The organism is Gammaproteobacteria bacterium, assembly GCA_015709695.1.
Lineage (GTDB): Bacteria > Pseudomonadota > Gammaproteobacteria > Steroidobacterales.
In genome coordinates, this window is the sequence record CP054183.1 from 679101 (window position 1) to 691411 (window position 12311).

Genomic DNA, 12311 nt, shown 5'->3' on the forward strand with positions numbered 1-12311 from the left:
GGCAGCCGGTGTGTTGCGGGCGGCGGTGCGCGGCTTGTCGCCGGCGTACTTCGCGCTGGTCATGGCGACCGGCATCGTTTCGGTCGCGGCGCACCTCCATGGCCTGTCGGCCCTTGCCGCGGCATTGTTCGCCTTCAACCTGGCGGCCTACGTCATGCTCTGGCTGCTCACGGCACTGCGCGCCCTGTGGTTCCCGCGCGAGCTGTGGGAGGATCTGGTGGATCACCAGCGTGGCCCGGGATTCTTCACCAGCGTGGCGGCTTCCGGCGTGCTGGGCAGCCAGTTCGTGCTGCTGTCGCACGACTACGTGATGGCGCACGGGCTGTGGCTGGTGGCGCTGGTGCTCTGGGTGGGACTGACCTATACGGTGCTCGCGGCATTCACCGTGAAGCAGCAGAAGCCCGCGCTCGACGCCGGCATCTCCGGTGCCTGGCTGCTGGCGGTGGTCGCCACGCAATCGGTCGCGGTACTGAGTGCCAACCTCGCGGTGCACTGGGGCAATCCCTACCGGCTGGAGCTCAACTTCCTGGCGTTGTCGATGTGGCTGTGGGGCGGGATGCTCTACACCTGGATGATCTCGCTGATCTTCTACCGCTACACCTTCTTCCGGCTCGCACCCGGCGACCTCTCGCCGCCGTACTGGATCAACATGGGGGCCATGGCCATCTCGACGCTCGCCGGGGCGCTGCTCATCGTCAACGCGCCGGATGCGCCCTTCCTTGCCTCGCTGGCGCCCTTCATCAAGGGCTTCACGGTGTTCTACTGGGCGACCGGCACCTGGTGGATCCCGATGCTGCTGGTGCTCGGTGTCTGGCGGCACGTGTATGCCCGCTTCCCGCTGCGCTACGACCCGCTGTACTGGGGAGCGGTGTTTCCGCTGGGGATGTACGCCGCCTGCACCTACGAGCTGGCCCATGCGCTGGACCTGGGATTCCTGTATCCGGTCCTGCCGTACCTCGCCTACGTGGCGCTGGCGGCGTGGGCGGTCACCTTCCTCGGCCTGGCGCGGTCACTGTGGCGTGGCGTCGCGGCCGCCGTCACGGGTCCCGCAGGGTGACCGGCGGCAGACGCTCGCCACAGGACGCCTGGCGTCGCGTGCCACGGTGGCCGGCGGCGCGGGGAATCGCTAGCATTCCGGCTGCCGGCCCCGACGGATGCCGGAAGAGGATCCCCCCATGCCTGCCGCCCGGAATGCCCTGCTTGCTGCTGCGTGCCTGCTTCCCGCCTTTGCTTCTGCCGGAGAGATCTACGGCAGGGTGACGTTCGCCGGAGCCAGTGTCGGGGAGGGCGTCGAAGTGGTCGCGGCCTGCGGCGCCAGGGCCTATCCGCCGGTGAAGACCGACAAGACCGGGGGCTACCACCTGGTCGTCGACGAGACCGGCAAGTGCCAGCTCACGATCAGCTACCAGGGCGAGACCGCCAGCATGGGCATTGCATCCTACGAAGACGCCGCGCAGGCGGATGTGGTGCTCGAGAAGAAGGACGGCAAGCTCGTCGCCCGGCGGCGCTGATCGCCATGGCCGAGGAACCGAAGAAGAAGGATTTCTGGGACAAGCTGGCCATCGTCCTGCACCCTACGGGCGGGCTGCTCACCGCCTTCGCGGTCGCCTTCGTCGGCATGAAGGGTTCCCAGCTGCTCGAGCGCCGCCAGGCGGTGGAGACCAATGCGCGGCTGTATTCCGAGATCATGAGCCGCCGCGAGGCTGCCGAGTCCAGCCTGCGCAAGGACATGTTCGTCTCCATCATCGGCTCCTTTCTCGGCGGCGATCACGAGGATCTCTCCGCAAGGGTGCTGAACCTCGAGCTGCTGGCCTACAACTTCCATGACTCGCTCAACCTCAAGCCGCTGTTCCTGGAGATGCAGCGGCGGCTGCGCAAGTCCGCCGACCCGGAGCGCGGCGAGTACCTGCGGCGCATCAATGCCGTGGCGCGCGAGACCACCGCCAAGCAGCTCTTCGCGCTCGAGGGCCACGGCAGGAGTTTCCGGCGCTCGGTGGATTTCGCCGAGCTGGCCGCGGCAGGACCCGCCGGCGTGGCGCTCGACCCCGAGACCATCACGCTGCGCAAGGAAGCGGCCGAGGTGGCCCTGCGGGTACTCAAGGTGGACATCGGGCAGCAGCAGCTCATCGTGCGCCTGAAGGTGGCTGCGGCGGATGGTGGCGAGGAAGTCCCCGATTCGCGGGCCAGCTTCTCTGTCGGCTTCTATGACTTCCCGGTCATCGACAACACGCGGCTGCCGGGCGGCATGCGCTGCGCGGTGACGCTGTCGAATTTCTCGCCGGAGGCGGCCGATCTCACCACCGTGTGCTTCCCCGGCGAGTACGCCAGCCTCAAGGACCGGCCCTACTACGACGAGGTCATCCAGAAGCTGCGCGAGGCCAACGAGGGCGAGCAGGCCGACATCGAAGCCGGCGGCATCTAGCGGAGGCGGATGCGGCCGCCGTCGTCGGTAACCACCTCGCGCTCCGGCCAGCGCAGCGCGCCCAGCCGGGTGGCGAAGCGCGCGACCCCGGCCGCGCGCTCCTTGTAGCGCGCGCCGACACCGAAATCGACGCAATAGACATTGCGCCGCATGCCGAGCCACTGGTCGATCCCGGCACCGTCGAAGAGATCCTGTTCGCCGCGTGTGAGGGCAGCGCGCAGTTCCGCCGTCGGCCAGTGCCAGTAATGGCCAACGATGACCGGCACCTCGTGCCGGTAGTGATCCCACCAGCGCACGCGGTCCACCATGCGCCACTTGCCCGCGGCGAAGAACGGCTTGCTGGCCAGGGTCTCCGGCCCGGAAGTCGCGATGCGCAGCGGGTTGGCCATCTGCTCGAGGGTATCGAGCCGGCCGAGGCTCTCGAGGAGCGGCGGGGCGACCTGCGGGTCCGTCAGCTGCTCGCGATATTCGCGCCATTGCGCGCCCGCCCGTTCGCCGATGCCGCTTTCCTGCACGACGGCCTGGGTGCGCTCGCTGTAGGCGTTGTAGATGGCCAGGGTCGCCGCGCGGCATTCGCGCAGCAGGGCCAGTGCCGCATCGTCCCAGGCGGCGTGTACCAGGCGCAGGTCCGCGCGCTCCAGCACCACCGGCAGGCCGGTAATGAAGCGGCGGATGGCGCTGCGGTCGGTGTCCGAGGCGCGGCTGCTGCCGGCGAACCGGCCGTGGGCCGCGTCGTGGTCGTCCGGGAAGAACCAGCCGTTGCCCTCCTTGCGGGCATTGCGCAGCACGTTGAGCTCGTGGTTGCCGAGCAGGCACTGCGCCAGGCCGCGCTCGACGAGGCCCGCGACCCGGGCGAACACGGCGGGGCTGTCGGGTCCGCGGTCGCAGAGATCGCCGATGAAGACCAGCCGCCGGCCCCCGGGGTGGCGGCCATCGGCGTCATAGCCGAGCGCGGCGAGCAGGTTCCCCAGCGCATCCGGCTCGCCATGGATGTCGCCGACGATGTCGAGCGGGCCGTCGAACAGCGGCTGGAAGAGGTGGTCGCCCGGCATCAGTTCCGCAACGCCGGGATGACCCGCTCGCCGATCAGCCGCAGCGCATCGGCCGGGTCGTCGTGCACGCGGATGGCGATCTCGGTGAGGCCGGCGGCGGCGAAGTCCCTGAGGGTGGCGATCGCGGCATCGATCTGCTCGAGACCGCCGGCGAAGGAAATGTTGCGGACCATCTTGTCCACGAGGCCGGCCGGCACGTTCTCGATGCGGTCGCTGCCGCGCAGGAAGGCATCGAGGAAGTCCTTCTCGTGGGCACGCATGATCCTGAGTTCATCCGGGTCGAGGAAGGGCGCGAAGTACTTGTCGCGCAGCCAGCCGCGCAGCATCAGTTCGCGGCGTGCCTCGGCGAAGGATGCCTGCGCATCCTCCTTGATGTGCCAGGCCCAGAAATTGCTGAAGCGGAAGCCGGCCGGATCACGCCCGGCGGCACGCATTTCCGCCCTGGCATCGTCCACGAACGCCTTCATGAGCGGCACGACGAAGTCGCTGGTGATGAGGCCGTCGGCATGCTTCACCGCCATGCGCCGGCTCTGCGGGTGGTTCGAGCCGAAGTAGACGAGCGGCGGAGGATCGGTCTTCCACGCCGGCCGGTAACCCCAGACCTTGTAGACCTCGCCCTTGTAGTTCAGCGTCTTGTCGGCGGAAGCGCCCTTGAGGATCTCCAGGCATTCGCGCGCGCCACGCACCATGCGTTCGCGCTTGCCGCCGATGGCCTGCAGCACGGCGCCGCCGCCACCGACCATGATCATGGCACGGCCGCGGCTGAGCTCGTTGAGCGAGAACAGCAGGTTCGCCATCTTCAGCGGATGCAGTTCCGCCGGGCTGATGGCCATGGGCCCCATGCGGATCGTCGTGGAGCGTTCGGCCAGCAGCGACAGGGTGAAGAAGGGGTCGCGAGACCAGGCATAGTTGGCCGACCACAGGCCACGCACGCCGTAGCGCTCGGCCATCAACCCGAGTTCCAGCGCCGCCTGGGGCGAGGCAAATTCGTTGAGGATGATGTCGATTTCCATGCCCGTATCTTAGCCGCTATCCTTGCCGGCATGGCGATCCGGCGCGTGCTTCGCATGGGACATCCGCTGCTGCGGCAGGTGGCGCGCGAGCTGGCGCCCGCGGAGATCGGCGCTGCCGGCTTCCGCCAGCTGGTCACCGACATGGTGGACACGCTGCACGACTATGGAGGCATCGGCCTGGCCGCCCCGCAGGTGGGTGAATCCCTGCGTCTGGCACTGATCGAGATCAGGGGCGGCCCGACGCGCTACGGCGAGCTGGCGGCCCTGCCGCTGACGGTGTTCGTCAACCCGGTGATCGAGATACTCGATCCGGCCACCGCGGGCAACTGGGAGGGCTGCCTCTCGGTACCGGGGCTGCGCGGCTGGGTGGAGCGCCCGCAAGGGATCCGGGTGCGCTACACGAGCGACCAGCGGCAATCGAAGACACTGGAACTGCAGGGCTTCAATGCCACGGTGTTCCAGCACGAGTTCGATCATCTCGACGGGCGCCTTTACCTCGATCGCATGACCGATCTGACACGGCTGGCCTTCGAACGGGAGTTCGAGCGCTTCCATCCCTGAGCCGGCTGCGGCGGTGGTTATGAGGCCATAACGGCTTGGCCGTTCCGGCCGCAGCACCTGTCGCCTAGCATCGCCTCCCATGAACCCGGCCACGGCGCTCACCGAACATCCCCTGTCGCTCCAGAAGCTGGCCCTCGTCACCGAGCTGGCCGGCGGACTCAGCCGTGAGCAGCTCGCCTGGGCCTCCGGCTACCTCGCGGGCATCGCCGCGACCTCAGCCGCCAGGCCGGCTGCGACCACGTCGGCCACTCCGGCAGCGACGCCGGCAGCAAACCAGCTGACCATCTTGTCCGCCTCCCATACCGGCAATGGCCGCCAGCTCGCCGAGCGGCTGCTCGCGGGTGCGCGGCAGGCGGGAATCGGCGCCCGGGTGGTGAAGGCCGGCGACTATTCGCCACGCGACATCGCCCGTGAGACCCACCTTTACGTCATCGTCAGCACCCACGGTGACGGCGAGCCGCCGGAGGAGGCGCGCGCGCTGTTCGAGTACCTCGGCAGCCGGCGCGCGCCGCAGCTGCACGACCTGCAGTATGCGGTGCTCGCCCTCGGCGACTCCAGCTACACGAAGTTCTGCGAAGCAGGCCGGATCCTCGATGAGCGGCTCGCCAGGCTCGGCGCGCGCCGCCTCCTGCCGCGTGTCGATTGCGATACCGACATCGAGCGCCTGGCCGCGCCATGGATCGAGGATGCGCTGGCCCGGGTGCGCGACGCCCTGAAGCGCCAGCCGCTGGCCGAAGCACGTGCCGTGACGGCCATTGCTGCGCCTCCGGTGGCGCCGGGCCGCGCCAGCCCGCTGCCGGCGGAGCTGTTCGTCAACCAGCGCATCACCGGGCGGCAGGCGCTGCGCGACGTGCGGCACGTCGAACTGGCGGTTGCGGGCATCGGCCAGCTCTACCGGCCGGGCGATGCCATCGGCATCGTCCACCGCAATCCGGAGCCGGCGATTGCGCGCGTGCTGCGGGCAACTGGCCTGACGGGTGGGGAGAGCGTCACGCTGCAGGGCGTGACGCGCCGCCTCGAGGACAGGCTGCGCGAGGAGTTCGAGATCACCCGCATCGCGCGGCCGCTGCTCGCGGCGGTGGCCGAGCGCAGCGGTGCGGATCTGGGCGAACTCCTCGATGCGCGTCAGCCCGCGGCACTCGCCGCATTCACCGCCCGCTCGCAGCTTGCCGATGTGCTCGAGCGCTGGCCCGCCGCCTGGGATGCCGCTTCGCTGGTGGCGGCCCTGCGGCCGGTCGCCGGCCGGGTGTATTCCGTGGCATCGAGTCCCGTCGCCGTCGGTGACGAGCTGCACCTCACGGTGGCGGTGGTCGGCAGCGATGCCGATGGCCAGGGCGCCCAGGGTGCCGCTTCGGGATTCCTCGCGGCGCAGGCGGTCGGGGCCACGGTGGGGGTCTGGGTCGAAGCCAACGAGCGCTTCCGCCTCCCGGCAGATGCCTCCCGGGACATCATCATGATCGGCCCCGGAACCGGGGTGGCACCGTTTCGCGGCTTCCTGCAGGAACGGGAGGCTACGGGGGCCAGCGGGCGCAACTGGCTGTTCTTCGGTGGCCGCTCGCTGCGCGAGGACTTCCTCTACCAGACCGAGTGGCAGGCGGCGCTGCGTCGTGGCTCGCTGCATCGGCTGGACGTGGCCTTCTCGCGCGACCAGGCCCACAAGATCTACGTGCAGCAGCGGCTGCAGGAGGCCGGTGCCGAGCTGCATGCCTGGCTGGCCGGTGGTGCGCACCTCTATGTCTGCGGCGATGCAAGGCGCATGGCTCCCGATGTCCATTCCGCATTGCTCGGGATCGTGGCCCGTCACGCCGGTCTCGACGAGGAGGGCGCCGGCGAATGGCTCACCGCGCTGGCGGCCGAAGGCCGCTACCTGCGCGACGTCTACTGACATGGCCGCGGAATCCCCCGTCGAGGGCATCAAGCGTGCCAGCAGGCTGTTGCGTGGCACGCTGGTCGAGAGCCTGGCCGATGCGCATACCGGTGGCCTGCGCGAGCCGGACCGGCAGCTCATCAAGTTCCACGGCAGCTACCAGCAGGACGACCGCGACCTGCGCGAGGAGCGCGAGCGGCAGAAGCTCGAGCCCGCATGGAGCTTCATGGTGCGCACGCGCCTGCCGGGTGGCGTGTGCACGCCGCGGCAGTGGCTGGCCCTGGCGGGGCTCGCGCGGCGCCATGGCAGCGGCAGCCTGCGCCTGACCACGCGCCAGACGGTGCAGCTGCACGGCATCCTCAAGCGTGACCTCAAGACGACCATTGCCGCCATGAACGCCGAGCTGGTGGATTCCATCGCTGCCTGCGGCGATGTCAACCGCAACGTCATGGCCAGCGTGAACCCGGTGGAATCCGCGCTGCACGCGCAGGTGCACGAGTGGGCGCGCAGCCTCTCCGAGCACCTGCGGCCGCGCACCCGCGCGTACCACGAGATCTGGCTCGATGGCGAGAAGGTGGAGGGCACGCCGGAAGCGGAGCCGCTCTACGGGCCGACCTACCTGCCGCGCAAGTTCAAGGTGGGCATCGTCGTGCCGCCGCACAACGACATCGACGTGTTCTCGCAGGATGTCGGCTTCATCGCCATCGTCGAGGCGGGCCGGCTCACCGGCTTCAATCTCGTCGCCGGCGGCGGGCTGGGCATGACGCATGGCGAGCCCGCGACCTTTCCGCGGCTCGCCGACCTTATCGGCTTCCTCGAACCCGGGCGGCTGCATGAAGTCAGCGAAGCGGTGCTCGCCATCCAGCGCGACCATGGCGACAGGTCGGATCGCAAGCACGCGCGGCTGAAGTACACCATCGCCGACCGCGGCCTCGACTGGTTCAGGGCGGAGCTGGCGGCGCGCCTGGGCGGGCCGCTCGCGTCGCCACGGCCGTTCCTGCTCACCAGCCAGGGCGACCGCTTCGGCTGGATCGAGGGCGTGGATGGCCGCCGGCACCTGACCCTGCGAATCGAGTCCGGGCGGGTCGCGGGTGCGCACCTGACCGGCCTCGAACGCATCGCCGCCATACACACCGGCGATTTCCGCTTCACGCCAAACCAGAACCTCGTCATCGCCGGCGTGCCGGAAGAGGCTGTCGCGCAGATCGACCGGCTCGTCGCCGAACACGGGCTCGGCGAGGCGCTGGCCGGCACGCCCCTGCGTCGCGACGCGCTCGCCTGCGTCGCCCTGCCGACCTGCCCGCTGGCGATGGCCGAAGCCGAGCGCTACCTGCCGACCATCCTCGCGCTGATCGAGCGCCTGCTCGTGAAGCACGGTCTCGAGCGGCAACCCCTGAGCCTGCGGCTGACCGGCTGCCCCAATGGCTGCGCGCGGCCCTACCTGGCGGAGATCGGCCTGATTGGCCGCGCGCCTGGCCGCTATGTGTTGCGCCTCGGTGGCGATGCCAGCGGCCAGCGGCTGAATGTCATCTATCGGGACAACATCGACGAGGCTGCCATCCTCGAGATCCTCGACGGGCTCCTCGGCCGCTACCAGGCGCAGCGCCAGCCTGCCGAGCGCTTCGGCGACTTCCTCTGGCGCGCCGGGGTGCTGGCGGCATAGGCCGCTGCCGGACACTGCAAAAAGGTGTCAGACATATTTGTTCGCTCCAATCGATCACCTGATCTCGCGGCCCCCGACAGCAGGTCAGGCGCCCTTCGTGGCAGATGTCGTCCCTGGGCGCAGACCCGCCGCCGGGAGGCGGCCCGGCAGCTGGCTGGAGGACACCAGGCTGCCGGGGCGCGACCGCAGCAGCGGGTCCACGACAGAGGGCAGGAGACCCGTCAGCGCTGCCGACAGCGCATATTCTGCAGGGGCGGTGGCTCAGGGCGTGAGCCTGCCGGATGCCAATCGGATCGTTACCCGGAAAACAGGAAAAATATGTCAGACACCTTTTTGATGTCTGGGTGGCGTTACAGCGGCGTGATGCCAACCTCGGTGAGGAACTGGTAGGTCCCATCATAGAAGTCGGGTAAGCGGGTCGGATCGTCGGGGTCTCCCGGAGGGATGAAAATCACCATTCCCTGTCGTGCCCGTGTCAGCAGGACCCTGTAGGTATTCAGCAGATATTGCTGTCGGGCCGTGTCCCGTACGGTGGTCCAGCCGCGTGCATCGAAGCGACGCCTGGCCCAGGCGCCGTTGTGGTACCGGAGATCGGCATCCCAGTTCACGCAGATCCAGTCGAGTTCGAGCCCCTGGATCTGGAATTCCGTGGCCGCATCCTCCAGGTAGAAGCTGGATCGTGTGTCGTTGCGACCGTTCAGGAACCAGTGACAGGCATCGACCGGTGCGCGGACATCGATGGCGTGCGGCTTCAGGCGCAGGGCGCTGGAGCTGGCCACCATGCCGAATCGCTCCGAGCCACGTGCATGACGTCGAACCCAGTCCTTTGCGGCGCGAAGGTCCCGTGTGACAGCCATCGGGTACTGTGCTCCGATCTGGGACAACAGCTCGCGGGCCATGACGGAATCCGTGTCCAGCACCGCCTTTACAAATCGCGAGAGTTTCTCCGATCTGAAGGATCTCATCGAGACCGAGAGGTGCAGGTCTTCAAGGGTCTCCGTTCTGCCCCGTCGTCCCAGTTCGTCCAGGCAATTGCCGGCCGCGTACTCACTATCGGACAGCTCCGGGGAGATGAAAACATGCCAATGCGGAAAGTGACTGGCCAGTGCCTCGAGCCAGGCACCTATGCCTGCCTCTCCGTCGTTGATTTCCTGCCCACCTCCGACGAGACAGACGATGACCGCCCAATCGTCGTGCCGGTCCATATACTCGATGAGGAACTGTGGTTCGGAACGGTCAAAGCCAGCCAGACCCTTGCGTTGCTTCATGAAGTTCGCGGTCTTGCGGGCATTCCATGCACGTTGCGCTTCGTCGAAGATGACCACGCGATCATGCGGGGGCTCGGCAGAGCGGAGGGTGCGAACGCCGTCATCCCTGAAATGGTGAATGTTCTGGATGAACTGCTGGATTGGCTGCCGGATGTCGCCCTTTCGGGCCTTGATGCCTTGGGAATTCAGCCTCGCGTGCTCGTCACGGGCCAGCGCTTCCCGGAGCACCGCGACCAGGGGTCCATTTCCCGAGAGGAACACGGCATGGGTGGCATCCTCGGATCGACGATGGCGCGTCGCAAGATTCAAGCCAACCAGCGTTTTTCCCGCACCCGGCACTCCGGTGACGAACACGATGGCCTTGAACCTCGAGGCGACGCTGCGTGCAATGATCGACTCAACGGTGGCGGAAGTCTCCCGCAGATTTCTGGCGCCCGCATCGTTTCGTGAGATTGCCTCGACGCCGTGGCGAGAGTACAACGCCTGCGCTGCTTCGATGATGGTTGGCGTGGGTCGGTAACGGCCTCGTTGCCACTCCTCGCCGTCTATCGGCGGACCTGTCGCGAGCCTGATGGCCTCCATGATGTCGGCGCGCAGTGTCCTGGGTGCGGACCGGCATGGTTGGCGGGTGCCGTCGGCATGTGGAGCGGACCAGGAGGAGTCGGCGCTTGCGGCATCGGTCGCAACCAGAATCGGAAAGATGCTTGCCGATGCACTGGGTTCATGGAAGTTCTTCAGGTCAAGGGCATAGTCCCAGGCCTGGTTGACATCATCAGCCGCAAATGTGGATGCACCAACCTTGAACTCAACGGGAATCAGGGCGGCGCCACAAACCAGCACGGCATCGATGCGGGGTCGAAGCCGTGGCACCTCGAACTCGAAAATGACTGTGCCGGAGAGACCCTGGAGCGCATCCTGAAGGATGTCGATCGCGGTACGCCATGCGGCCACCTGTGCGGGAGTGACGTCAAAGGGGCTCTTCCGGGTCAGGACACCGATGATCCGGTCGGATTCGGCAAGAAGGAACGAGTCGATGGGCGCTGAGTACCAGCCAGAGCTGTCGGGCGTGGCGGGAGGGAAGGGCGACACGCAGCCAGTATGAATGAAAGGCCAACGGCAGCACCAGGGCACCGGCGAACCCGGCATCCGCCTGACTTGACCTGCGGCCGGCGTACCATCAGCCTCTACCCGATGCCAACCGACCATCCCGGAGGTAGCCCCACCATGACTCTCGTCGTCAATCCGATGACCCCGGAGTTCCGCTACGACGCCCAGGGGCTGTTCACGCGGCTGCTGCGTGAGCAACCCGTGACGCCGCTGGCGGATGGCGGCGTGCTGTTGTGCCGCCATGCGGACGTGTCCTGGGCACTGAACAGCCACGAGGTGCGCCGGCCGACGGAGTGGTCGGTGAACCGCAAGCCGGAGGGGCCGTTCCGCGATTTCGGGCGCCACAACATGATCGGCATGAACCCGCCGGACCACACGCGCTTCCGTCAGGCGATCATGCCGGCGTTCTCGCGCAAGCGCACGGATGCACTGGCACAGTTCATCGAGGACACCTGCGCCGGGCTGATCGCCCGCATGCGCGAGCGCGGGGAGGGGGACTTCATCAGCGATTTCGCCCTGCCTTTGCCGGTCACCGTGATCTGCCACCTGCTGGGGATCCCGCAGGAGGAGGAGAACCTGCTGCACGAGGGCTCGGCGGCGATGCTGGCGGGGCTGGAGATCATCGCCACGCCGGAGGAGTTCGCGCGCGCGACGGCCGGTGCCACTGCCTTGCACGATTACCTCACGGATGTGCTGCGGCTGCGCGAGCGCAACCTGGGCGACGACCTGCTGAGCCTGCTCCTGCGCAACGAGCGCGACCACAAGCTGTCGCGGGAGGAGATCGTCTGGGCGGCGATCACGCTGCTCATGGCCGGGCACGAGACCACCACGCACCTGCTGGGCAATGGACTGCTGGCGTTGATGCGCAATCCCGGGAGCTGGAAGCGGCTGCAGGCGGACCCCGGGCTGGCGGAGAATGCGGTGGAGGAATTCCTGCGCTACGACCCGCCACTGTACGTGCTGTTCCGGCAGGCGGCGCAGGACGTCGAGATCGGGGGGCAGCCGATCGCGGCAGGCACCTTCCTCATGCTGTCGCTGGCCGCAGCCAACCGCGATCCGCGCCATTTCGACCAGCCCGACGTGCTCGACCTCGGTCGCGCCAATGCCCGCGACAACCTCAGCTTCGCTGCCGGCCGCCACCTCTGCGCCGGTCATGCGCTGGCGCGGCTCGAGGGGCGCATCGCCTTTCGCCAGCTCACTGAACAGCTGGCGGATGTGCGCCTTGCGGCCGATCCGGTGCCACGCGAGGGTGTGATGTTCAAGGGATATCACTCGCTGCCGGTGCATTACCGCTGGGCACCGCACACGGTGCCTGCGAGTGCATGACCGGGCGTCGGCAGGCGACGGCGTGACCGGCG

General features: G+C 68.0%; 10 protein-coding genes. 7 read left to right on the forward strand and 3 right to left on the reverse strand.

Annotated features, from left to right (window positions below; all coding sequences use genetic code 11):
• Window positions 1-13 precede the first annotated feature (13 nt).
• From HRU81_03145 to HRU81_03155, 3 genes are all read left to right on the forward strand, one after another.
• Window positions 14-1057 carry a tellurite resistance/C4-dicarboxylate transporter family protein gene (locus HRU81_03145; protein QOJ33264.1) on the forward strand — a complete coding sequence of 348 codons (1044 nt, stop codon included), beginning with the start codon at window positions 14-16 and terminating at the stop codon, window positions 1055-1057.
• Window positions 1058-1175: 118 nt separating this feature from the next.
• Window positions 1176-1511, forward strand: a complete 336-nt coding sequence (locus HRU81_03150; protein QOJ31179.1) for a hypothetical protein — start codon at window positions 1176-1178, stop codon at window positions 1509-1511.
• A gap of 5 nt (window positions 1512-1516) precedes the next feature.
• Window positions 1517-2422 carry a hypothetical protein gene (locus HRU81_03155; GenBank protein QOJ31180.1) on the forward strand — a complete coding sequence of 302 codons (906 nt, stop codon included), beginning with the start codon at window positions 1517-1519 and terminating at the stop codon, window positions 2420-2422.
• On the opposite strand, the gene HRU81_03160 is transcribed toward HRU81_03155, so the two are convergent.
• Window positions 2419-3474, reverse strand: coding sequence for a metallophosphoesterase (locus HRU81_03160; protein ID QOJ31181.1), 1056 nt, complete (start codon window positions 3472-3474; stop codon window positions 2419-2421). The two genes, HRU81_03155 and HRU81_03160, sit on opposite strands and share 4 nt — an antisense overlap.
• Window positions 3474-4487 (reverse strand): LLM class flavin-dependent oxidoreductase, encoded by a 1014-nt coding sequence (locus tag HRU81_03165; GenBank protein ID QOJ31182.1) that lies wholly within the window; start codon window positions 4485-4487, stop codon window positions 3474-3476. The genes HRU81_03160 and HRU81_03165 overlap by 1 nt, the downstream gene beginning before the upstream one ends.
• 54 nt (window positions 4488-4541) lie before the next feature.
• Between HRU81_03165 and def the strand changes: the two genes are divergently transcribed.
• The 3 genes from def to cysI all read left to right on the forward strand — a co-directional run bounded on the left by def (window position 4542) and on the right by cysI (window position 8578).
• Window positions 4542-5048 carry a peptide deformylase gene (gene def, locus HRU81_03170; GenBank protein QOJ31183.1) on the forward strand — a complete coding sequence of 169 codons (507 nt, stop codon included), beginning with the start codon at window positions 4542-4544 and terminating at the stop codon, window positions 5046-5048.
• A gap of 79 nt (window positions 5049-5127) precedes the next feature.
• The gene (locus HRU81_03175; GenBank protein ID QOJ31184.1) at window positions 5128-6933 is read left to right on the forward strand and encodes an assimilatory sulfite reductase (NADPH) flavoprotein subunit; all 1806 of its coding nucleotides are present in this window, start codon (window positions 5128-5130) and stop codon (window positions 6931-6933) included.
• A 1-nt stretch (window position 6934) separates the two neighbouring features.
• The gene (cysI, locus tag HRU81_03180; GenBank protein ID QOJ31185.1) at window positions 6935-8578 is read left to right on the forward strand and encodes an assimilatory sulfite reductase (NADPH) hemoprotein subunit; all 1644 of its coding nucleotides are present in this window, start codon (window positions 6935-6937) and stop codon (window positions 8576-8578) included.
• A 350-nt stretch (window positions 8579-8928) separates the two neighbouring features.
• Here the strand turns inward: cysI and HRU81_03185 are convergent, their stop codons facing one another.
• The gene (locus HRU81_03185; GenBank protein ID QOJ31186.1) at window positions 8929-10992 is read right to left on the reverse strand and encodes a DUF2075 domain-containing protein; all 2064 of its coding nucleotides are present in this window, start codon (window positions 10990-10992) and stop codon (window positions 8929-8931) included.
• Window positions 10993-11070: 78 nt separating this feature from the next.
• On the opposite strand from HRU81_03185, the gene HRU81_03190 reads away from it, so the two are divergent.
• Window positions 11071-12279, forward strand: coding sequence for a cytochrome P450 (locus tag HRU81_03190; protein ID QOJ31187.1), 1209 nt, complete (start codon window positions 11071-11073; stop codon window positions 12277-12279).
• The last annotated feature ends 32 nt before the right edge of the window (window positions 12280-12311 follow it).

What these genes read in the sequence shown, in the direction of transcription:
- HRU81_03150 (QOJ31179.1), top strand. Translation starts at nt 1,176, where the DNA reads ATGCCTGCCGCCCGGAATGCCCTGCTTGCTGCTGCGTGCCTGCTTCCC.
- HRU81_03155 (QOJ31180.1), top strand. Translation starts at nt 1,517, where the DNA reads ATGGCCGAGGAACCGAAGAAGAAGGATTTCTGGGACAAGCTGGCCATC.
- HRU81_03160 (QOJ31181.1), bottom strand. Translation starts at nt 3,474, where the DNA reads ATGCCGGGCGACCACCTCTTCCAGCCGCTGTTCGACGGCCCGCTCGAC.
- HRU81_03165 (QOJ31182.1), bottom strand. Translation starts at nt 4,487, where the DNA reads ATGGAAATCGACATCATCCTCAACGAATTTGCCTCGCCCCAGGCGGCG.
- def (QOJ31183.1), top strand. Translation starts at nt 4,542, where the DNA reads ATGGGACATCCGCTGCTGCGGCAGGTGGCGCGCGAGCTGGCGCCCGCG.
- HRU81_03175 (QOJ31184.1), top strand. Translation starts at nt 5,128, where the DNA reads ATGAACCCGGCCACGGCGCTCACCGAACATCCCCTGTCGCTCCAGAAG.
- cysI (QOJ31185.1), top strand. Translation starts at nt 6,935, where the DNA reads ATGGCCGCGGAATCCCCCGTCGAGGGCATCAAGCGTGCCAGCAGGCTG.
- HRU81_03185 (QOJ31186.1), bottom strand. Translation starts at nt 10,992, where the DNA reads ATGCCGGGTTCGCCGGTGCCCTGGTGCTGCCGTTGGCCTTTCATTCAT.
- HRU81_03190 (QOJ31187.1), top strand. Translation starts at nt 11,071, where the DNA reads ATGACTCTCGTCGTCAATCCGATGACCCCGGAGTTCCGCTACGACGCC.